Below are 19,211 nucleotides of genomic sequence, written 5' to 3' on the forward strand. Positions count from 1 at the left end.
GAAATAAATATCAATACTGCTCGGTTTCATTAGGGAAATCACACGACTTCACGTCTGCTACGTAATGTCCGATAGCATCGGTCATTATCGTATGCAAGTCGGCGTAACGACGCAAGAAACGCGGACTGAAGCCTTTGGTCATCCCCAACATGTCGGCAACCACCAGCACTTGTCCGTCTACAGCTCCACCGGCTCCGATACCTATTACAGGAATGGTCAGTTCGGAAGCTACACGTGCGGCCAGATCGGCAGGAATTTTTTCCAGTACCAGTCCGAAACAGCCAGCCTCTTCCAGCAAGTGAGCGTCGCGAACCAGCTTTTCAGCCTCAGCGTCACCCTTGGCACGTACGCCATAAGTACCATATTTATTGATAGACTGTGGCATCAGTCCCAGATGTCCCATTACAGGCATGCCCGCCCCGATTATTTTCCGGATGGTCTCGATTACCTCTTCTCCGCCTTCCAGCTTAAGAGCATCTGCACCTGTTTCCTTCATAATACGGATAGCGTTTCGCACTCCGTCGAACGGATCAGCCTGATAAGAGCCGAAAGGCATATCGACAACGACAAGCGCACGTTTTACACCACGCATCACCGACTTACCGTGATATATCATCTGGTCTATTGTTATAGGCAATGTAGTTACATTACCCGCCATCACATTCGAAGCAGAATCGCCTACCAAAATTACATCAACGCCTGCCCCGTCTACAATCTGGGCAATCGTATAATCATAAGAGGTCAACATGGAAATCTTTTCACCTCTTTCTTTCATCTCAATCAAACGGTGAGTCGTCACTTTACGTGTATCACCTGAAAGATATCCAGCCATAAAATTTCTCCTAATTTAGTAAAATTGTGGCAAATGTAGTTCATTCTTACGAGTTAAGCAAGAAGGGCTTTCATCTTTTCGAAGGAGAAGGCTGTAAAATCGGGCATCACCAACTTACATTTGTCGGCTATCGCTTCCTTCGGATTAGTGGTACACAATCCTACGACTGCCATACCAGCCGCATTGCCTGCTTCCAGTCCGTGAAATGAATCTTCAAATACTACACAATTCTGGGGAACCGTTCCGAAAACTTCGGCTCCCAGCAGGAAACAATCTGGAGCAGGTTTCGAACGGGTAAACATTTCGGCAGTAAGAATACGGTCGACCAGCTCTTTCAGTTCAGGGTGTGCCTTATATACATTGGCCATCTTCAAGTCGTTCGAGCTTGTAACAATAGCTATCTTTACACCATGCGCACGTAAGTCTTTCATGAAATCGACTACACCGGGAATATACTCAAACGACATTTCTTTTTCAAACTGGTTCAAGCGAGCCGTGATGTCCTGCTGTTCTTTCTCCATACCCGAAAAATGCTTTGCATAAATCTGAGTAAGGGTTTGTCCTTTAATGATACGGCCGAACTCTTCTACCTGGGGAAAATACTGCTTACCCACTTCATTCCAAAACAAACTATACTGTGTTTCCGTATCCATTACCACTCCGTCGAAGTCAAACAGAGCTGCTATACACTTCGTATTATCCATTCTTTCTACCATTTAGTTGATTTAACGGTGCAAATTTCCGAAATATCACGTCATATTCCTAACTTTGAACAAACAAAATTAATCGAAGCCCAAAATGGAAAAGAACAATCCCCATGTCTTAGGAAATGCTCCCATAGGCAAATTGCTTTTACAGTACTCCATCCCTGCCATTATCGGCATGACACTGACTTCCTTGTACAACATTATCGACAGTATCTTTATCGGACACGGTGTAGGGGCACTTGCCATTTCCGGTCTTGCCATTACTTTTCCGCTGATGAACCTGCTTGTTGCGTTCTGTACCCTGGTAGGCGTAGGTGGAGCAACCATTTCTTCCATCCGTCTGGGACAAAAAGATATAAGAGGTGCCGAGAATATTTTGGGAAACGTCACCATTCTCTGCATCATCAATGCTATATTTTACGGAGGCATCACACTGATTTTCCTGGACGAAATACTTTATTTCTTCGGAGCCAGCGAAAGCACCTTGCCTTATGCACGCGACTTCATGCAGATTATCCTGCTGGGAAGCCCCATTTCGTATGTCATGATCGGGTTGAACAACATCATGCGTGCTACGGGTTATCCCAAAAAGGCTATGCTTTCGTCGATGCTGACGGTAGGATGCAACGTAATTCTTGCTCCTATCTGTATATTCGTTCTGGAATGGGGAATCAGGGGAGCTGCCCTTTCTACCATTTTGTCGCAGTTTGTAGGTATGATCTGGGTATTATATCATTTCTACAACAAGAAAAGTTATATACGCTTCAAGCGTTCCAGCTTTAAACTCAGGAAGCACATTATTCTGAATATCTTCGGTGTGGGCATGTCACCCTTCGTAATGAACGTATGTGCCTGCTGTATCGTGATTTTCATCAACAACCGCTTGCTGACTTACGGCGGCGACCTTTCTATCGGAGCATTCGGCATTCTTAACCGGATACAAATGTTGTTCGTGATGATCGTGATGGGAATTACCATGGGAATGCAGCCGATTTCCGGATATAACTATGGAGCACAGCACTACGACCGCGTAAAACGGACACTGCGACTGGGTATTATCGCAGGATGTAGTGTTACGACCGCCGGATTTCTGGTCAGCGAATTGTTCCCAAGCGTATTTGTAGGTATGTTTACCACCAACCATGAGCTGACGGAACAGGCTACCTTGGCTCTACGCATCGGTGTGCTGGCATTTCCTATGATCGGAGCACAAATCGTCATTACACAGTTCTTCCAGTCCATCGGTAAGGTCAGCATATCGATACTGCTTTCTCTTTCCCGCCAGTTGGTCTTCCTGTTGCCCGGACTGGCTTTGCTTCCACCGCATTTCGGAGTAAAAGGGGTATGGTTCAGCATGCCGCTTTCGGACACACTGGCTTTCATCATGGCTGCCGTCATGTTGATTTATCATTTCCGTAAGCTGAAAACGGTCCATCAACCTCAAGAATAATTTATTTTCTATTGCCCCATAACAAACGAAAAGCCGTTTCTGTATCTCCCTTTTGATTTACAGAAACGGCTTTTATGCTCATATTACATTTTTACAAACGCCGAGAACTTCTCCGGAAAACGTCCCGACGTTTCTAAAAAATTTGTACAAATTCTCAGAAAATTTGTACAAATTTTCTGCCGGACTTGCGGAGAGTATTTTTTCTCCCCGCCGGATGCTTATGCAAACGTCAGCTGAAAAGCAGCATGATATTGAGTACAGAAACAACGATGGCAATGGTGTAAAGCACAAACGTGCTCCACCGAGAGTTGGCATACTGCCCCATGACGCGCCGTGACGAGGTGAGCGACAGTTGCAAAAAGACGGTGAAAGGCAACTGGATACTCAGCACCATCTGCGAAATAATCAGTCCCTGAAACGGATTGTCGATGAACAGGATAATCACCAGTGCCAGTCCCAGCGACAACAGAACACCTATTCGCGAGTGAATATCGCGGATATGATAGGATTCTCCGAAGATGCCGGCAAAAATAGAACCTGCAGCCATCCCGCTGGTAACGGTCGACGAGATACCTGCCATAAGTAACGCCAAGGCAAAAATGGTGCCTGCCTGACTTCCCAACAGAGGGTCGAGCAACGATTTTGCCTGCTGAAGTTCTTCCACCGGCGTGCCGTGTGCAAAGAAAGTGGTAGCTGCCAGCAGAATCATGGCACTGTTGATGGCCCAGCCTATGCCCATCGACAGCAACGTATCGTAGAATTCATATTTCAAATGTTTCTTGATGGCTTGTTCGTCCTTCTTATTATATTCCCGACTCTGCACCACTTCCGAATGAAGAAACAGGTTGTGCGGCATAACGACTGCTCCCAGTACACTCATGATGATGAGCATGCTTCCCTGCGGAATGCTCGGCGTAACCCACGAACGGGCAGCCAGTCCCCAGTCGACATCGACCAGAAAGAGTTCGTAGAGGAAAGAAAGACCGATCACCGAAACGAAGGCGATGATACCCCGCTCGATGCGTTTGTACGAATTGGTGAAAAGCAGTATCAGCACAAAAACCGTCGTCAGGATGGCTCCAACGATAATCGGTATGCCGAACAGCATTTCCAATGCGATGGCTCCTCCCAGTATTTCCGCCAGCGACGTAGAGATACTTGCCAGCACGGCACTACCTAAGACGGGACGCGCTATCCACTTCGGTGTATATTTGTTGGCAGCCTCGCTCAGACACAGACCGGTTACGATACCCAGATGCGCCACGTTGTGCTGAAGCACAATCAGCATGACGGTGGAAAGTGTCACGACCCACAACAGTGCATAGCCGTAATCGGAACCCGCCGCAAAGTTCGACGCCCAGTTTCCCGGGTCGATGAATCCCACGGTAACCAGCAGTCCGGGACCGATATACTTGAATATATCCAGACCACCCAGATAGCGCTGGTGGTCTTTCCGCTTTAATTCCCTTAACAGATTCTTCCACATAATGTATTTTCTTATTGTATAATAATGATATTACAAACCACCCCGCCCAAAAGTTCAGTCTAATCGAAATCAAAATTGAGCGTAAGCTGGCGTTCGTCCGTGCGTTTCTTGGGTTTCGGCACAAGCAGTTTCCGTACTCCCTGCGGAGTAAGTTCGTGTATCGTCTTGTCGGGCAGCTCGTTGCACGTGATAAAATATCGAGCCTTCTTCATGACAGCACCCATTTTCTTCAGTTCGTAGAAGCCGATGCGCGAGAAACGGCGCGACATGACAATCATCTTGGCCGAACGTACCCCGATGCCCGGTACACGAAGTAAGGTTTCATAGTCCGCCGTATAGATGTTGACGGGAAAAAACTCGGGATGCTTCAATGCCCACGCCAGCTTGGGATCGACTTCCAGATCGAGGTCAGGACTGGCCTCATCTACCAGTTCGTCTACCCGGAACTGATAAAAGCGCAGCAGCCAGTCGGCCTGATACAGACGGTTCTCGCGTACCAGAGGCGGTTGTTTCAGAGCAGGCAGACGCTTGTCGTAGGTATTGACGGAAATATATCCCGAATAATACACGCGTTTCATGGTAGGCTGGGCGTAAAGAGCGGAAGAAACCTTCAGGATGTCGCGGTCGCTCTCCGAAGTTGCCCCGACAATCATCTGCGTACTCTGTCCCGCAGGTGCAAAACGTGGCGCGTGGCGGTGATGTTTCCGCTCTTCCGCACTCTCGAGCGCCCCCTCACGAATATATCCCATAGGCAGATACACGCTGCGATGGTCTTTTTCGGGAGCCAGCATCTTGAGGTTTGCTTCGGTTGGAATTTCGAGATTCACGCTCAGACGGTCGGCATACAGTCCGGCTTCGCGCACCAGTTCCCTGCTGGCTCCGGGGATGCTCTTCAGGTGAATATAGCCGTTGAAGCGGTGAACCGTACGCAAGTCTTTTGCCACCCTCACCAGACGCTCCATGGTGTAATCGGGATTCCGTACTACGCCCGAGCTCAGGAACAGTCCCTCGATATAGTTCCGGCGGTAAAACTCCATGGTCAGATCCACCAGTTCGCTCACCGACAAAGTGGCACGCGGTATGTCGTTGCTGATTCGGTTGATACAATATGCGCAATCATAAATACAATAGTTGGTTAGCATGACCTTGAGCAGCGAAATACACCTGCCGTCTTCGGCAAAACTATGGCAGATGCCCCACCCTCCTACGGTATTTCCTACCCCGCCAGAGGCATTGCGCCGTACGGTTCCGCTGGAAGAGCACGACACATCATATTTTGCCGACTCCGCCAGCACCTTGAGTTTATGCAAGACTTGCTCGTTCATTTGTATTTCACTCCTATTTTCGCAGTTGTATAAATATGGTAAAAGTAGACATACTGTGTGAGCTGTGCAAATCTTTATTGTTTTTTTGTAACTTTGCAGCCAGAAGTTACGAAAAGAGTGTAATTTATTGGAAATGAGCGTAGGTTAGTCGCTCTTGATAGTAATAGGTTACGAATTAGTTAGTTATCTACTGCATTATTCCTCTGTGCGTTGCGTAACCTTCAAAGAACTCTTCGTATGCAAAAGTAGCTATTTAATCCGAGATTTTGAAATAAACTCCCGGATTTTTTATTCTCTCATTCATAAGGTTTTCCGTAAAAGCGGTTTTATCCGTCGTTACATAATCGCAGCGGACAAGTCCTAACGAATATGTGCCGACTATCGCATAGCCGGAGAAAAGGGCATTGCCTCACGCCTAAACGAAGTTTAGACTGATGATGCAATGCCCCTTTCTTTTGTGGCTATGCCAAGAGGTGCTTTTACGAGTTTTCAGATGATTTTCTTTTTAGCTGTCCATTTGTGCCGGAAGCGGAAAGGATGCCGAGTGTGTCAGCTTGCCCCATGAATGAAGCAAGCGGCCACACACAGCCGGACAAACCGGGAAGAAAGACTGTTTCCACCCGACTGGACAAGTACAGTCGGATCGGAAACTGTCATACTTCCTTGTTGATGGTTTGCCCTTTTCACGCTTCCGGTGATGTCTTTTTCTTTCAGTCGGTTCTTCTTTTTTACGGATTTTCCCTGAAGTTTTTGTATTCCAATCTGCCTCTGTTTTCGTTTACCTCCATCTTGCGCCTTTCAGTAGAATCGCATCAGGCAGTCATTTTCGTTCTGGGCGCAAAGGTAATTCCGGGATTGGACGGGAAAGCAAGGTCAGGCCTCCTGTTTTCGGCAAAAATCTCCAGCCCTTCGGGTAGTATTTTGGCCGAAAAACCTTGCATTCCCTAATCCCTACATTCAAAAAGCACCCGAAACGAAAACGACCGACGCGAAAGAAAGACGCATAAAAAAAATGTCGGATAAACGAGAGGCAGATAAGATAGTTAGAAACCAACTCCCTCAGCTCTTGAATCCGCATAAAAAACAAAAAATCAAAAACAGCGAAGATATGACAGCAACGGCAGATTTCAAACAAACGGCGCAATACATCGGGCTTGCTATATGCAGTTTGATAATGCGCACCGCCTTCGGGGTGTCCGGCATCCTTTGGGGCATCATAAGAGAGATTGTAAACGGAGTGTTCCGAGTGGCGATAGGTGTAATCGTGGCTATCCTTTCCACCATTGCCTTCTTCGGCTTCATCCTTTGGTTATTCACCCTTTAACCCTTACCGATATGGCAAAGAGAAACAGCAAGACGGCAGCGCAGCAGTGCAGATATTACGAGGTGGACAACATCTTCGAGTATATGGTGGAAACGTACATCAACGGCAATTTCAGCACATTCCGTGAACTATACCACGAACTGAACAAGGACGCACGGAGGGACTTTATAGATTTCCTTCTCAGCGAGGTAGAGCCGACCTATTGGAGAGAGATACTGAAACAGACAATCTAAAAACAACAGCGATATGAAAGGGACAGACCATTTCAAGAGAACGATAAAGATGTATTTGGAACAGCGTGCGGAGGAAGATACGCTCTTTGCGAAGAAGTACCGCAACCCTGCCAAGAACATGGACGATTGCGTGACCCACATTCTGAACTATGTGCAGAAAAGCGGTTGCAACGGCTTCACTGACGGAGAGATTTTCGGGCAAGCCATCCACTACTATGAGGAAAACGAGATAGAGGTGGGCAAACCGATGAACTGCCAAGTGGTAGTGAACCACGTTGTAGAACTCACGGCAGAGGAAAAGGCGGAGGCACGGCAGAACGCAGTCCGCAGATACCAAGAGGAGGAACTCCGCAAATTGCAGAACCGCAACAGACCGTCAGTGAGAAAAGAAAACCAACCACAACCCTCATTATTTGATTTAGGCTTATGAAACCCAAGACCAAGATACAGAAAGAGGTGGCAAGACTTTCCGCCAACCTCCGCCCCATATCCGCGACACAAATAGATTGGGCATACCGCCATTGCGTTGAGCATATCGGCTACCGCACCAAAAAAGGGAACATAACCTGCTCCGACTGCGGTCACGAGTGGCACAGCAGGAGCGAACTATGCGACACCCTTGTAGGTTGCACCTGCCCAAGATGCCATACCGAACTCAAAGTGCAGGACACCCGAAAGCGCACCTACAAGGAAACGCAGTATTTCAGCGTGATAACCACCTGCAAAGGCTATCAGGTTATCCGTGTGGCGCAGGTCAGATGCGAAAGCAGGAAAGGCGAACCGATGCACTTCTATTGCCACGAGGTTGTGCAGCGTTGGATTGCACCCAACGGCAAGGTTACGGATATGGCGTTGCTCCGAGGCTTCCTTTTCAGCTATTGCGATGTGTGGGCATTGGGCAGCGATATGGAGGTAAGACCGCACAACAGCCTATACGATGATGTGGTGGCAAGGAGCTATCCATATCCCAAGATGAGGATATTGCCACAACTCAAACGCAACGGCTTCAAGGGCGATTTCCACGGCATTTCCCCCGTGCGTCTTTTCACGGCTCTCCTTACCAATCCAAGAATTGAAACCCTTATGAAAGGCGGTGAGATTGAGGTAATGAAGCATTTTCTTTTCAATGTCCGCAATGCCGATGAATGTTGGGCGTCATATCTGATTGCCAAGCGTCACAAATACCAGATATACAACTTCCCAATGTGGTGCGACTATCTGTATATGCTCAAAAAACTCGGTCAAGACCTCCGTAACCCCAAGAACATCTGCCCCGAAGATTTCATAGTGGCGCACGACAAGGCAAGCCGAAAGATTGATGCCATACACGAGAAGGAACGAGCCGAGCAACACCGCCGTTGGGAGATTGAAAGGCGTGAGCGTGAGCAAAAGCGGTTGCTCCAAGAGAAGAAGAACGAGGAAGATTTCATCAACCTTAAATCCAAATTCTTCGGCTTGGTAATCACGGACGAGGAACTAATCGTCAAGGTGCTTGAAAGCATAGACGAATATTACAACGAGGGCAAGGCGCAGCACATCTGCGTGTTCGGCAGTGAATACTACAAGAAACCCGACACCCTCATACTCTCGGCAAGGATTGGCGATGAGATTATTGAAACCGTTGAGGTGGACTTGCGAACCCTCGAAGTGGTGCAGTGTCACGGCAAGCACAACCAAGACACCGAATACCACGAGCGCATCATAGACCTTGTGAACCGCAACGCCAACCTTATCCGTGAGCGGATGAAAGTGGCATAGCATAAACCCTAAAACGATATTGATATGGAAGTAAGAATTGAAAGTATGATTTGTGTGTGGGACGATGCAATCCCCACGATGTTCCTTGAATTTGTAAACCTCCTCACTCTTGCAACGAGTGAGGAGGGATTGAGAAAAGGCGTAAAGGAGTTTGCCGAGAAACACGAACTTGACAAGTTTTTCCATTACGGCTTCGGTTCACACCATTTCTACCTGCACCAACGCTACACGAGCAATCCCGAAATGGTGATGAAGAACAGACTTTTATCAGTACATTTTTAACATCTAAAAGAGCGATGATTATGGCAACACGAATGACCATCAATGGAGTAAGTACCTGTACGGAAGTAGGTACGGAGAAATACGAGCGTTTCCAATCGGGTATCGGCAGACGCAGGCGGACACTTGTGCAATACGACTACCGCCACACGGACGGAGAATTGTTCGCTTGTGTAAAATCCACATTGGACGAGTGTCGGGAAGCAAGGGACAAGTGGCTGAACGAAAAAGCAGGAAAGGAGGACAGACGATGAACGCAACCTATCAAACGCTGATTGTCAAGTTCAAAGAGCCGATTACGGCATTGGACGGCATATTTGACGATGCCCAAATGTGGGGAACTGACACCCTCAAAGGGTGGATAGATGATTACGAAAGCACACGCTTCACCGCTACCGACAGCCATACGGCAGTCATCACGAGCGAGTATAATATGGAGTGCGTGAAGGAGTGGCTAAAACGGCAGACACCCATTGCCGAGATGATAGAATTTTGAACGGGTTGGCGGTGTACGCACCGCCAACACTTAAAACCCTAAGAACAACGGATATGATAGCAAAGACTATATTACAGCAGATAGGCGGAAAACGCTTCGCCACTATGACAGGAAGCCGTAATTTTATAGATATGGGCAACGGCTTACGGATGAGCCTTGCGAGGAACAAGACAAGCGCAAACCGCCTTGACATCATCTATGACGGAGGGGCAGACCTCTACAATATGCGTTTCTATCGCAGGACGTTCAGCAAGAAGACATTTGACTGCAAGGAAAAGGACATTGCCGTACACGAGGGTATCTATTTTGATATGCTGGAGGAAATGTTCACGATGGTGACAGGACTTTACACACGCTTTTGAGTGGTGGGCGGCGAAAGCCGCCCTACTTTCTTTCAGTGAGCAGGATGGCGGACAAAGAAAGTAGCAAAGAAACCTTTGTTTTTTCGCTAATGAGCGAATTTTTGTGTACTTTTGTATTCAATTAAGATTGAACGTAGGAGTATGTTTAATATCTGTTCATTTCTTCGGGTGTCTGCCGCCCTCTTTTTACCAGTTTGCGGTTGGATGTATTAGCACGTTTAATTTCATTAAATCTCTGAAGAATATGATTACATTAGGTAACTTTTTTGTATGGTGGGCATTTGGCGTACTGGGCGGTTTGCGCTGCAAGGAATGAATGTACAGTGAAGACATACTCTGAACTCAATAGTTTCGCCATGAGGGTTCGACTCCCTCTCCGTCCACAAATTAGAAGAAAGAGGATATTCTATTAAGTATAGATTTATCCTCTTTCTTATTTTTTACTTGATATACAGTAGCTCAAACTCCGCCTTTCTCCGTTTGAGCAGCATGGCGTGGCGTTTCCCTTTGTAGTTGCAGAAGGCTATATACTCACGGTAGATGTTCCTGTCGCCAGCCTCCAACTTCTTGATTAGGGTACTTTTGGGAATTGTCTTGCTGCCTAAAAGCCTATATGGTCCGACATTGTAGGCAAGCGTGGCGAGCAGAAGGCTGTCCTTTCCGAACTGCCTGAACATCGCGCAGAACTTCCGCATGTCTTTCCGCAGGAGCGCGTCAGCCTGCCGTTTCGTCATGGTTCGTGCCGAATACCTTTCGCCCGGCAGCAAGCGGTGTCCGTATCCTACATACGGGTGGTGTTTCTCCGAGTGCCAGCCCTCAAAATACTTCGTGCAGCGCACAGCCCTCTCGAAAAGCGGCAGTCGGCAGATTGCCGCCTGCCCGTCCGTTCCCTCTTGGCGGCTGATCTGCGCGGACGCAGAACAGACCGCCAGAAGCGAACAGAGTATCATCAACCACACACGCATCATTTCGGCAGTGGTTTGAAGTTTCCGATGGGAACGATGGTGAAGCCGTCATCCTTGATGTTCCGGTTGTTGAAGTCAAACTCCAGCTCGAAGGAGTTGCCGAAGTTGTCCTCCACCACCACGATGAAGTTGTGCGCCTCTTCGCCTGCCGCCGTGTAGTACAGGCGGAACTTCCCGTTCTCCAGCAGGTAGCGGTCGTTGGGCAGGAAAGTGATACCGTTGTCCATTTTCAGTTTGCCTTCCCCCTCGAACTGAAAATAGCGGATGGTGTAGAGCGTATTGGCGAAGTCGCCCTCCTTTTTCAGTTCACAGCGGATTTCCACCGTCTGCCCCTTCGTCACCTTGTTAGGCACGGGCATCACCTCCACCGTAAAGGGATAAGACTGTTGGATGTCCATGTCGTCGTCGCACGACACGAGAGTGAATGACACGGCGGCTATCAGGCACAACGCCACCGCCTTGAAGATTGATGTTCTCTTGTTTCTGTTATTCAGTATATTCATATTCTTCGATTTTTAGATGGTTGTTTTTTCTTTTTTTGTTGTCTGTTGCAGATACTCGTTCAAGTCCTTGCAACCGTCATAGAGGACGGAACGGTCGGTGACACGTTCCCCGTATTGTCCGGTTAGTGTGGCAAGCGTCCGCTGTCCAGCTTCGTCACGGTCGAGGAAGCAGCCGATACGCCCGTAGCCGTCCAGCAGTTCCACCGCCTTCTTCACGTTGGCGACGGAGTTCAGCACAAGGCAGTCCGCGTTACCGGTTACTTGGAGCGTTTCAGCCGAAAGGAAGTCCATGAAGCCCTCGAACACGAGGCACTCGCCAGCCGGGATTTCCCTCGCCTTTACCAAAGACACATCTTTTGGCGGGATGCACCCTTTGAAAAAGCGGCTTCGGGCTTCATAGCCCCCTGCCATGTTCGGGAAACCGATGGCAAAATACCGTTTCCCACGCACACCGTAATTTAGGCGGCAGCAGTGGCGGGATGCGGTGGCGTAAGGGATGCACCGTTCCGCAAGATACTCCGTCAGCGGAGAGCTGAGCAACGGGGCGACCTCCACATCCTCAAAGACGGGTTCGGCCGGCTTAGGGAGATAGGTGGGCTTTTCCCATCCGGCAACCGTCATATTGGCGGCTTCCGCTATGAACCTCGCCTGCGCCATAAAGTCATCGCTTTGCAGAAACTCACAGGCAAGCGTGAATATGTCGCCGCCCTTGCCAAGCCCGAAGTCGTACCAGAGCTGTTTCGCCACGTTCACACGGAAAGAGGGTGTGCGCTCGCCCCTGTACGGGGCGAGATACCACAACTCGTTTCCGCTCCTTCTGACTGGCTCATGCCCCAACCGTGCAAGGAAGTCCGCCAGCGGGATTTTTCGGAGTTCGTCAATGTTCATAGGCGCATCCCCCGTTTCCTTTTGGGTGGTTCCGGCTTCGGCTGGTTGGCGTTCCTTACGGGTGAAGCCACGACAATGTTTCCGTCAGCCTCCTTGCCGTTTGCAGTGACGCCGTACATCTTCACCTCACGCACCTTTTTCATTTCGGATGCGATGAACAGGTTGAGTTCCGAGCGGTTGGCACTTCCGGTAATTTCATGGGCGAGGTCGTAAATCCCTCCATAGGTCTTATCGGGTTTCTCCTTGTCATACCAGCAGTTTATGCCGGTATCCACGATGATATTGCCTTTTGTCGAATACGGCGACTCGTATATCAGCAGGTTGGCGTTTCTATCGACAGGCTCATAGCCCATAGCCCTCATAAAATCTTCAAGGGAAAGATTTTTGATGTCAAGGTCAATCACAGTCAGTCCCATAGGCTCATCCGATTATGAATTTTACACCGAACCCTAACTGCGTGTGGAACTTCCTCGTGTCGCCACCCCACAGGCAACGCTCACGCAGGTTGGCAAGCAAGGATATACGGTCTGCCACATAGCACTCCACATCGAGCGTCAGCGCACCGCCGTAGATGAAGGCGTCCCGGTCGTGCAGCGTGGAGCCGTCATGCAGCACTTTTTTACCCCAATTCACCGATTCATATCCGGCGAGAGCCGAAGCCCCGGCATAGACAAACACGATTTTTCGGGCATCCGACAGTATCTTGAAGTAATAGCCGCCCTCCGCCGTGAACTGCGCCACGGGTATCTTGGTGTCCTTGTAGGGGTTGTTCTTCAGTAGGTATTCGCCACCGAACACCCACTTGTTCCCTTTCTTTGTGTAGGTGGAGAGTGCCGCCCCGAAGCTGTACCCGCCGTTCTTGCCACCGGGATTGAAGCCGTCCGCCATGTTCGCCCTTACCTCGATGCCCTGCATCTTCGGCAGGCATCGCTGGGCGTGCGCCTGCCCCGTGAAAAGGGCAAGCGACGCGATGATTGTTGCGATGTACTTTCTCATGGTCAGCGCACTTGAAGTTCGTTGATGGTATTGGCGCGTACCAAATCCTCGTTCTCAATCACGAAGGATTGGTGACGGCCGCCGTTCTTCTCGTTCAACTCCACCACGAGGCACTTGTCGTCGGGGATGGTGAACTTCGCCATCGTGAAGACCGTGCGCTCACTCTTCTTGCCCGGCACGAGTGTGGCGTAGTTCTGCGCACGGAGCGGCAGGATGATCTGCTCCTGCACGGCGATACGCTTCGCCACCTTCTTGTCCACGATTTTCCAAGTGATGTAGTCCACATCGAAAGGCACGTTACTCTGGTTCTTTATCTCCGTGTGGAAGTAGAGCAAGTCGTTGTGCGTGTAGATGCCTTTCAAAAGGTACTGGATGCCGAAACGCTTGCAGCCGATATGCTTCACCTCGCGCTTGTTCTGCTTGTGGATGGACTTCATGATAAGGCGTACCAGCATCGGGCTTTCGCTGCCTAATTCTTTCAGATAGATTTCCTGCGCGTTGTTCGGACGGTTCACCGTGCTGCCGTCATGGATGAAGTCGCACATCTCCACGTTGAGCAACAGCGGTTCGGCGGCATACTTCACGTTGAAGGTGTAGAAACTTCCGTCCTCGGTGATTACGGACATATTGGTTTCGTTGGGGAAATTCCGCACGGTAGCCTTCACGCGAATGATGTTCTCGGCTCCATCGGCTTTTCCGGCAATCAGGTCGGGCGAGCCTAAATCGACGTAGCGCACCTCCGCCGGAAAAATGACGTGGACGGTCTTGTCGTAGGTCACTTCCAGACCGTGCGGCGGTATCATGCGGTCGAAGGTCAGCTTGCGCGACAGACCGTGATACAGGTCGCCGTCCGCCTCCTTCTGCGGATAGACCTCTTTTGTCAAGGTCGGCTGTTCATTACTTCCGTTGTTCTGTTCAACGGTTACATTCTCCTGCGCGTTGGCAGATGCGATGCCCATAGCGAGGGCAAACATGATGATTACTTTTCTCATTACTTTTGGATTTTAGTGGTAAATATTTTTTGATTGATTGTTGTTTTCAGTCCTTTTCCTGATAGAGCATGACCCTGTATCCGGCTTTCAGATGCACCTTGACGGTTCGCATCTTCTTGGCGATATACTGGCTCGTGCCTTGTATCAGCCCCTTGCCCAAGTCGGAGGCGAGTTGCGCCCCGGCGTTGGTGGAGATGTTGATGCTGCTCCCTAACGAGCCGCCCATGTTGGCGGCGACCTCCCTGACGGCGTTCATCTCCATCGAGTTCGGGATGAAGATGCCGGACTGTCCGTCTGTGTCATAGACCGCAAGTTCCACGGGGATAATCGTGCCGTCGTATTCCAGCGAGGTGATCCCGATGTCGAGCCGCTCTCCCTGTATCTTTCCCGTGCCGACCACCACCGCATTGCGGGGGATTGTCCTGCCCGCCACCGCCATCGGTTCCAGCAGGCGGAGCCTTACCGTCTGCCCGTCCGTCACGCTCTGCGCTCCATGCACACACGCCGGGATGGTGTTCCTGTCCGATACCTCCGCCGTGCCGACAGCCGTGTTGAAATTCCGGTTGCGCTCCTGCGAGAAGGTGGCGACAAACTCCGCGTTGCTCATGGGCTGTGATAGTGAGGAAACCACTTGATGCTCCACCTTTTTGATAGGCATTGCCGTGTTCTTCTTTCCTTTCTGTACGGTGGCAGGCTCTGCCGACTGTTCCGCTGATGGTTGTCTGCCGTTCTGACCGCCCATATACTTTGCAGCCAGTTCGTAGGACTTTTCCATAAGTGCCACTTGGTCGTCCACGGCATTTGCCTTGCCTTTCTCGCTCTCAAGTTCCGATTCCAGCGAGGTGATGCGCTCCAACAGTTCTTCCATCTCGAAGTTGTCCTCCTTCGGCTGTTCATAGAAGTTGCCGAGTGTGGCGTTCAGGTCACGGTAGGCGGCAGCGGAGGATCGGATGGTCTGCGGCGTGGCTGGCTGTGCCGTTTCCTCCTTGCCGCCCGGATTGGCGAGGTCGAAGTCCTTTCCGTCCTCCATCTGCGCCACCTCACGGTCGAACATATCGCCCAACTGCCCGATGGCACGGTTGCGGCTCTCCAACCGCTCTTCCATCTCCCCATGCTCGTAGGCTTTCAGCTTGTCGCCGATAATCAGCCTGTTCTCCTTGTCAGCATCGGGCATCTCGGTGTTGTAGCCGTCCGTTCCCGGTTTCTGTTCCTTACCGGTGGACGGGGCGAATATCAGCCACATCGCCCCGATGAACACCAGCACCATAGCAGGCAGGACTATCATCTTCTGCCGTTTCAGCCGTTGCGCCTCGGTCAGCGGTTCGCGCTCCTTTTTCGGTTTTCCAGCATCGGGAGCGGCTTTGTTCTCTTTCGTCGGTTCATTCTTCTTCTGTTCCATATAAATAAGGTATTAAGTGATTGTCTGTTTCTGCCGGGGTCGGCAGTTCCACCTGTCCGGCGTGTCCCGTTTCCATGCGTGAGCCGTCGTTTCTGCCGATGTCATAGACGGCTCTGCCGAAGGTGTAGAGGGCAAGCACCGCGAAGGCGGCAAGCATCCCCAGCACGATGCGGCGGCGTGTTTCCGGCGGCAAACCGTCAAGATAGCCTTTGACTTTTGCCACGATTTGTTTTCTCTTGTCTTGAAGTTTCCGTTTCATAATCCGTTACCTTTTGATTGTCTGTAAATCTTTGTTCTCGATGATGGTGAACCCCTCGATGGTGAAGCCGTTGGGGTTGTCGTCCGACCGTGAGGCGTTCAGCAGGCGACAGGTGGTCACGAGGCTGCGCTCGGTGACGTTGCTCTGCCGGATGATTTTCTGCGTGGCGTAGGTCACGGCGCGGTAGGGATAGGCGTTGAAGTCGCACACCACGCTGTCCACCTTCAGCACTTGGTTGATGTTCCCGGCGATGACGCGGTTGTAGTACCCCTTCTCGGCGAAGTCCGAATAATAGTGGTACACGCTCTTGTCCGCCAGCAGCAACGCACGCTTCACGTTGTGTTCAATCGCGCTCTTTTCGGGCGAGAGCGTGAAGAACAGCTCGTGGAAGCGGCGTATATGCTCCCGTGCCTCCGCCGGACGGTTCTGCGACAGGTCCTGCGACAGCGCGAGCATCAGCGACTTGCCGTTGTCCAGCACATAGATCTTCTCCCGTTGCTTCTCGGCGAAGCGGTAGGAACTCCATACGCTCCACACCGTCACCACGGCGCACAACGAGAGGAAGACGATACCAAACAGGCGTATCTGCCTGAACGACGATTCGATGTTTCTGAGTGATTTGAATTCCATTTTACTTTTTCCGTTTTATGATTACACATTGGTTATTTCAGCAGCTTGCCGATGCGACCGACCGCGTTTCCTGCCGTTGCCCCGGCGACTCCGCCCGCCATGCCCCCGGCGCGTCCCGCCATCTGGTTCATGGTGCGGTTGTAGCTGCCCATGCCTCCGGCTTGGATGATCCAGCCCGCCACGGTGGGGATGGTGAAGTAGCCGATGATGCCGATGCAGAGGAACACGATATACACCCCGTCGCTCGAATCCAGCGAGAAGTTCGGGTCAGCCTGCATCCACTCAATGTCGCTTTGCAGCATCAGCACCTGTATCTTAGCCAGTATGGTGCTGAACATATCCGATACCGGAAGCCACAGATAGACCTGTATGTAGCGGCATATCCACTGCGTGAGCGTGCTTTGGAAGCCGTCCCACACCGATATGGCGAAGGCTATCGGACCGAGTATCGCCAGCACCACGAGGAAGAATGTGCGGATGGTGTCTATCACGAGGGCGGCGGCTTGGAACATCAGTTCCAGTATCTCGCGGAAGAAGTCGCGGATGCCCTTCTTCATCTTGTACATCCCCCGGTCGATATACATCCCCGCCATCGTCACCATGTCGGAGGGCGACCAGCCCAATTCCTCCAGTTGCTTGTCAAACTCCTCGTTGGACACGAGGTAGGCGGTTTCGGGATTGCGCACCATCGCCTCGTATTCCAGCCTGTCCTTCTGCTCCCGGTACTTGTTCATGTCCAGCGTCTGCGTTTCGAGCAGTTTCGCCGTGCCCTGCACGACGGGCGAGAGGACGCTGTTTATCGTGCCAAGCACCACCGTAGGGAAGAACATGATGCACAGACCGATGGCAAATGGGCGGAGCATCGGGAAGACGTCTATCGGTTCGGCTCTCGCCAACGACTGCCATACCCGGTAGGCGACATAGAAGAGCGCGCCCAGCCCGGCGATGCCTTTCGCCACGCCCGCCATGTCAGCGCACAGCGGCATCATCTGCTCGTAGAGCGAGCGGAGAATCTGGTGAAGGTTGTCGAACTCCATAGGCTACCAGTATCTTTCGTTCATGCTCCCGTACAGCCCCATGATGCGGTCGAGGTCGTTTTTCTTCTTCGCACGCAGGTAGCTCACGCTGATGTTCTTGTTGGTGTAGTAGCTCACGAGGTTGCGGTAACGCTTCATCTTGGAGTGGCAGCGTTCCACCACGTCCATGCGCTCCTTGTCCGTCATGGAGAGCGTGGTGATGTTCACCACGTTCTTCAGCTCCGTCAGCACGTCGTTGGATTCCTCCAGCAGCTTCGTGTACCCGAAGGCGATGGCTCCGAGTTCCTCCACCGTGAAGTTGTCGTCGCGCAGCATCTTCTGGAAGCTGGTCACGTAGATGTCCGTGATGTCGCCCACCATCAGGATGGTCTGCTGCACCTTGCGGGCGTCCTTGACCAGATTGTTCACCGATTTGAGGGCGTCGTAATACTTCTTGCCCTGCTCGTATATTTTCACCGTTTCCTGAAAGTTGTTCACCATGTTCGTGGCGGTCTTCGAGGTGTGGATGATGTTCTTCGAGGCGTTGATGATGCCTTGCGCCAGATTGCCCGGATCGCTCACGACCCATTGGGCGGAAGCCCTGCCCGCGAAAAGCAGGCACAGGCAGATGACGAATGTTATTCTTGTTCTCATGTTTCTTTGGATTTTAGCGGTTCTTATTTTTCTGCCGGAGTTTCCGGCTGCGGCTTCACACGCACGTAGTCCCCGTTGGGTGAGAAGGTCAGCACGTCGGTGGCTTCGTTATACGCCACGTCGATGCGGAAGCCGGTGTTCATGAACAGGTTGCCGTTCTCCTCCTGCAAGAGATAGGTTTCCGGTTTCAGCCTGCGGCGGATGCCGCTCCGTTTGAATACCGTCACCTTGTAGGCTTCGCCCTCCTTGTAGATAAGCACGTCGGGCTTGCCCTCCACGCTTTCCCATTTCCCGCACAGCAAGTCGCGGCGGTTCTCCGCCACGTCGCAGGATTGCAGCACCATGACCGCCAGTCCGATTAAACACTTGCTGACTTGCAGCATTTTAATTTTTGATATGCTCATACGCTTTTCTTTTTTTGTTGATGATTGGTTTATTGATTGTTCTTGTTTCTCCGCCTTTCGGCAAGCTGCCGGATGGCGGCTTCGATGTCGCCGCCCAATTGCTCCGCCAGACGGTACACCTCCACCTTTTCCGTTTCCTCGGTGGTGTACGCGTAGGCTAAGCACCCAGCGCCTTGTCATATTTCTATGGTAGGTTTCCGAGTACTCGCCTCCGAACCGGACTTACAAGTCTCCCTGTATCCGGCTCTCCACT

Annotated in this window: 25 protein-coding genes and 1 pseudogene; 10 read left to right on the forward strand and 16 right to left on the reverse strand. The window is 51.0% G+C overall.

Annotation, left to right across the window (positions count from 1 at the left end; all coding sequences use genetic code 11):
* Positions 1-10 precede the first annotated feature (10 nt).
* Together panB and ACZM60_RS07730 are read right to left on the reverse strand one after the other, a co-directional pair.
* Positions 11-832: a 3-methyl-2-oxobutanoate hydroxymethyltransferase gene (gene panB / locus ACZM60_RS07725; protein ID WP_021971235.1), complete on the reverse strand. Its 822-nt coding sequence runs from the start codon at positions 830-832 to the stop codon at positions 11-13.
* A 53-nt stretch (positions 833-885) separates the two neighbouring features.
* Positions 886-1,536, reverse strand: a complete 651-nt coding sequence (locus ACZM60_RS07730; protein WP_489521209.1) for an HAD family hydrolase — start codon at positions 1,534-1,536, stop codon at positions 886-888.
* A gap of 94 nt (positions 1,537-1,630) precedes the next feature.
* On the opposite strand from ACZM60_RS07730, the gene ACZM60_RS07735 reads away from it, so the two are divergent.
* Positions 1,631-2,989, forward strand: a complete 1,359-nt coding sequence (locus ACZM60_RS07735; protein WP_489521210.1) for an MATE family efflux transporter — start codon at positions 1,631-1,633, stop codon at positions 2,987-2,989.
* A 229-nt stretch (positions 2,990-3,218) separates the two neighbouring features.
* Here ACZM60_RS07735 and ACZM60_RS07740 read toward each other — a convergent pair whose 3' ends face one another.
* Both ACZM60_RS07740 and ACZM60_RS07745 read right to left on the reverse strand, forming a co-directional pair.
* Positions 3,219-4,475, reverse strand: a complete 1,257-nt coding sequence (locus ACZM60_RS07740; protein ID WP_489521211.1) for an Nramp family divalent metal transporter — start codon at positions 4,473-4,475, stop codon at positions 3,219-3,221.
* A gap of 59 nt (positions 4,476-4,534) precedes the next feature.
* Positions 4,535-5,800, reverse strand: a complete 1,266-nt coding sequence (locus ACZM60_RS07745) for a putative DNA modification/repair radical SAM protein (RefSeq protein WP_489521212.1) — start codon at positions 5,798-5,800, stop codon at positions 4,535-4,537.
* A 537-nt stretch (positions 5,801-6,337) separates the two neighbouring features.
* Between ACZM60_RS07745 and ACZM60_RS07750 the strand changes: the two genes are divergently transcribed.
* From ACZM60_RS07750 to ACZM60_RS07790, 9 genes are all read left to right on the forward strand, one after another.
* Positions 6,338-6,748 carry a hypothetical protein gene (locus ACZM60_RS07750; RefSeq protein ID WP_489521215.1) on the forward strand — a complete coding sequence of 137 codons (411 nt, stop codon included), beginning with the start codon at positions 6,338-6,340 and terminating at the stop codon, positions 6,746-6,748.
* A gap of 160 nt (positions 6,749-6,908) precedes the next feature.
* A complete protein-coding gene (locus ACZM60_RS07755; protein ID WP_289732501.1) occupies positions 6,909-7,124 on the forward strand; it encodes a hypothetical protein in 216 nt (71 codons plus the stop codon).
* An 11-nt stretch (positions 7,125-7,135) separates the two neighbouring features.
* A complete protein-coding gene (locus tag ACZM60_RS07760) occupies positions 7,136-7,357 on the forward strand; it encodes a hypothetical protein (protein ID WP_098032322.1) in 222 nt (73 codons plus the stop codon).
* Between the two features lie 13 nt (positions 7,358-7,370).
* The gene (locus tag ACZM60_RS07765) at positions 7,371-7,787 is read left to right on the forward strand and encodes a PcfK-like family protein (RefSeq protein WP_103877878.1); all 417 of its coding nucleotides are present in this window, start codon (positions 7,371-7,373) and stop codon (positions 7,785-7,787) included.
* Complete coding sequence (locus tag ACZM60_RS07770; protein ID WP_103877879.1) at positions 7,784-9,115, forward strand: PcfJ domain-containing protein; 1,332 nt, start codon at positions 7,784-7,786, stop codon at positions 9,113-9,115. Before ACZM60_RS07765 ends, ACZM60_RS07770 begins: the two co-directional genes overlap by 4 nt.
* 24 nt (positions 9,116-9,139) lie before the next feature.
* Positions 9,140-9,397: a DUF8466 domain-containing protein gene (locus tag ACZM60_RS07775; protein WP_103877880.1), complete on the forward strand. Its 258-nt coding sequence runs from the start codon at positions 9,140-9,142 to the stop codon at positions 9,395-9,397.
* Between the two features lie 20 nt (positions 9,398-9,417).
* Positions 9,418-9,648, forward strand: coding sequence for a DUF3873 domain-containing protein (locus tag ACZM60_RS07780; protein WP_103877881.1), 231 nt, complete (start codon positions 9,418-9,420; stop codon positions 9,646-9,648).
* The gene (locus ACZM60_RS07785) at positions 9,645-9,890 is read left to right on the forward strand and encodes a DUF6956 domain-containing protein (protein ID WP_103877882.1); all 246 of its coding nucleotides are present in this window, start codon (positions 9,645-9,647) and stop codon (positions 9,888-9,890) included. Before ACZM60_RS07780 ends, ACZM60_RS07785 begins: the two co-directional genes overlap by 4 nt.
* Positions 9,891-9,943: 53 nt before the next feature.
* The gene (locus tag ACZM60_RS07790) at positions 9,944-10,252 is read left to right on the forward strand and encodes a hypothetical protein (protein ID WP_103877883.1); all 309 of its coding nucleotides are present in this window, start codon (positions 9,944-9,946) and stop codon (positions 10,250-10,252) included.
* Between the two features lie 440 nt (positions 10,253-10,692).
* Here ACZM60_RS07790 and ACZM60_RS07795 read toward each other — a convergent pair whose 3' ends face one another.
* The 12 genes and pseudogenes from ACZM60_RS07795 to ACZM60_RS07850 all read right to left on the reverse strand — a co-directional run bounded on the left by ACZM60_RS07795 (position 10,693) and on the right by ACZM60_RS07850 (position 18,958).
* Entirely contained in the window at positions 10,693-11,220 is a 528-nt protein-coding gene (locus ACZM60_RS07795; RefSeq protein WP_103877884.1) for a glycoside hydrolase family protein, read from the reverse strand.
* The gene (locus ACZM60_RS07800) at positions 11,217-11,720 is read right to left on the reverse strand and encodes a DUF3872 domain-containing protein (RefSeq protein WP_103877885.1); all 504 of its coding nucleotides are present in this window, start codon (positions 11,718-11,720) and stop codon (positions 11,217-11,219) included. The genes ACZM60_RS07795 and ACZM60_RS07800 overlap by 4 nt, the downstream gene beginning before the upstream one ends.
* A pseudogene (locus ACZM60_RS07805) lies at positions 11,704-12,608 on the reverse strand (toprim domain-containing protein). Before ACZM60_RS07805 ends, ACZM60_RS07800 begins: the two are co-directional and overlap by 17 nt.
* Positions 12,605-12,970, reverse strand: coding sequence for a hypothetical protein (locus ACZM60_RS07810; protein ID WP_489521213.1), 366 nt, complete (start codon positions 12,968-12,970; stop codon positions 12,605-12,607). The pseudogene ACZM60_RS07805 and the gene ACZM60_RS07810 overlap by 4 nt, the downstream one beginning before the upstream one ends.
* Positions 12,971-13,028: 58 nt before the next feature.
* On the reverse strand, positions 13,029-13,604 hold the full coding sequence (locus ACZM60_RS07815; RefSeq protein ID WP_098032200.1) for a conjugal transfer protein TraO: 576 nt from the start codon (positions 13,602-13,604) through the stop codon (positions 13,029-13,031).
* 2 nt (positions 13,605-13,606) lie between these two features.
* Positions 13,607-14,596 carry a conjugative transposon protein TraN gene (gene traN, locus ACZM60_RS07820; RefSeq protein ID WP_098032201.1) on the reverse strand — a complete coding sequence of 330 codons (990 nt, stop codon included), beginning with the start codon at positions 14,594-14,596 and terminating at the stop codon, positions 13,607-13,609.
* Between the two features lie 46 nt (positions 14,597-14,642).
* On the reverse strand, positions 14,643-15,995 hold the full coding sequence (traM, locus tag ACZM60_RS07825; protein ID WP_098032202.1) for a conjugative transposon protein TraM: 1,353 nt from the start codon (positions 15,993-15,995) through the stop codon (positions 14,643-14,645).
* Positions 15,976-16,254, reverse strand: a complete 279-nt coding sequence (locus ACZM60_RS07830) for a TraL conjugative transposon family protein (protein ID WP_098032203.1) — start codon at positions 16,252-16,254, stop codon at positions 15,976-15,978. The genes traM and ACZM60_RS07830 overlap by 20 nt, the downstream gene beginning before the upstream one ends.
* Positions 16,255-16,260: 6 nt before the next feature.
* On the reverse strand, positions 16,261-16,884 hold the full coding sequence (traK, locus tag ACZM60_RS07835) for a conjugative transposon protein TraK (RefSeq protein ID WP_098032204.1): 624 nt from the start codon (positions 16,882-16,884) through the stop codon (positions 16,261-16,263).
* Positions 16,885-16,916: 32 nt separating this feature from the next.
* Positions 16,917-17,921 (reverse strand): conjugative transposon protein TraJ, encoded by a 1,005-nt coding sequence (traJ, locus tag ACZM60_RS07840; protein ID WP_489521214.1) that lies wholly within the window; start codon positions 17,919-17,921, stop codon positions 16,917-16,919.
* Between the two features lie 3 nt (positions 17,922-17,924).
* Positions 17,925-18,554 (reverse strand): DUF4141 domain-containing protein, encoded by a 630-nt coding sequence (locus ACZM60_RS07845; RefSeq protein WP_005850484.1) that lies wholly within the window; start codon positions 18,552-18,554, stop codon positions 17,925-17,927.
* Between the two features lie 23 nt (positions 18,555-18,577).
* Positions 18,578-18,958 carry a DUF3876 domain-containing protein gene (locus ACZM60_RS07850; protein ID WP_005944150.1) on the reverse strand — a complete coding sequence of 127 codons (381 nt, stop codon included), beginning with the start codon at positions 18,956-18,958 and terminating at the stop codon, positions 18,578-18,580.
* Positions 18,959-19,211 lie beyond the last annotated feature (253 nt).

Source organism: Phocaeicola sp. (assembly GCF_057861905.1).

Excerpts from the sequence above, each read along its gene's own strand:
- panB (WP_021971235.1), bottom strand. The coding sequence starts at position 832 with ATGGCTGGATATCTTTCAGGTGATACACGTAAAGTGACGACTCACCGT.
- ACZM60_RS07730 (WP_489521209.1), bottom strand. The coding sequence starts at position 1,536 with ATGGATAATACGAAGTGTATAGCAGCTCTGTTTGACTTCGACGGAGTG.
- ACZM60_RS07735 (WP_489521210.1), top strand. The coding sequence starts at position 1,631 with ATGGAAAAGAACAATCCCCATGTCTTAGGAAATGCTCCCATAGGCAAA.
- ACZM60_RS07740 (WP_489521211.1), bottom strand. The coding sequence starts at position 4,475 with ATGTGGAAGAATCTGTTAAGGGAATTAAAGCGGAAAGACCACCAGCGC.
- ACZM60_RS07745 (WP_489521212.1), bottom strand. The coding sequence starts at position 5,800 with ATGAACGAGCAAGTCTTGCATAAACTCAAGGTGCTGGCGGAGTCGGCA.
- ACZM60_RS07750 (WP_489521215.1), top strand. The coding sequence starts at position 6,338 with ATGCCGAGTGTGTCAGCTTGCCCCATGAATGAAGCAAGCGGCCACACA.
- ACZM60_RS07755 (WP_289732501.1), top strand. The coding sequence starts at position 6,909 with ATGACAGCAACGGCAGATTTCAAACAAACGGCGCAATACATCGGGCTT.
- ACZM60_RS07760 (WP_098032322.1), top strand. The coding sequence starts at position 7,136 with ATGGCAAAGAGAAACAGCAAGACGGCAGCGCAGCAGTGCAGATATTAC.
- ACZM60_RS07765 (WP_103877878.1), top strand. The coding sequence starts at position 7,371 with ATGAAAGGGACAGACCATTTCAAGAGAACGATAAAGATGTATTTGGAA.
- ACZM60_RS07770 (WP_103877879.1), top strand. The coding sequence starts at position 7,784 with ATGAAACCCAAGACCAAGATACAGAAAGAGGTGGCAAGACTTTCCGCC.
- ACZM60_RS07775 (WP_103877880.1), top strand. The coding sequence starts at position 9,140 with ATGGAAGTAAGAATTGAAAGTATGATTTGTGTGTGGGACGATGCAATC.
- ACZM60_RS07780 (WP_103877881.1), top strand. The coding sequence starts at position 9,418 with ATGGCAACACGAATGACCATCAATGGAGTAAGTACCTGTACGGAAGTA.
- ACZM60_RS07785 (WP_103877882.1), top strand. The coding sequence starts at position 9,645 with ATGAACGCAACCTATCAAACGCTGATTGTCAAGTTCAAAGAGCCGATT.
- ACZM60_RS07790 (WP_103877883.1), top strand. The coding sequence starts at position 9,944 with ATGATAGCAAAGACTATATTACAGCAGATAGGCGGAAAACGCTTCGCC.
- ACZM60_RS07795 (WP_103877884.1), bottom strand. The coding sequence starts at position 11,220 with ATGATGCGTGTGTGGTTGATGATACTCTGTTCGCTTCTGGCGGTCTGT.
- ACZM60_RS07800 (WP_103877885.1), bottom strand. The coding sequence starts at position 11,720 with ATGAATATACTGAATAACAGAAACAAGAGAACATCAATCTTCAAGGCG.
- ACZM60_RS07810 (WP_489521213.1), bottom strand. The coding sequence starts at position 12,970 with ATGAGGGCTATGGGCTATGAGCCTGTCGATAGAAACGCCAACCTGCTG.
- ACZM60_RS07815 (WP_098032200.1), bottom strand. The coding sequence starts at position 13,604 with ATGAGAAAGTACATCGCAACAATCATCGCGTCGCTTGCCCTTTTCACG.
- traN (WP_098032201.1), bottom strand. The coding sequence starts at position 14,596 with ATGAGAAAAGTAATCATCATGTTTGCCCTCGCTATGGGCATCGCATCT.
- traM (WP_098032202.1), bottom strand. The coding sequence starts at position 15,995 with ATGGAACAGAAGAAGAATGAACCGACGAAAGAGAACAAAGCCGCTCCC.
- ACZM60_RS07830 (WP_098032203.1), bottom strand. The coding sequence starts at position 16,254 with ATGAAACGGAAACTTCAAGACAAGAGAAAACAAATCGTGGCAAAAGTC.
- traK (WP_098032204.1), bottom strand. The coding sequence starts at position 16,884 with ATGGAATTCAAATCACTCAGAAACATCGAATCGTCGTTCAGGCAGATA.
- traJ (WP_489521214.1), bottom strand. The coding sequence starts at position 17,921 with ATGGAGTTCGACAACCTTCACCAGATTCTCCGCTCGCTCTACGAGCAG.
- ACZM60_RS07845 (WP_005850484.1), bottom strand. The coding sequence starts at position 18,554 with ATGAGAACAAGAATAACATTCGTCATCTGCCTGTGCCTGCTTTTCGCG.
- ACZM60_RS07850 (WP_005944150.1), bottom strand. The coding sequence starts at position 18,958 with ATGAGCATATCAAAAATTAAAATGCTGCAAGTCAGCAAGTGTTTAATC.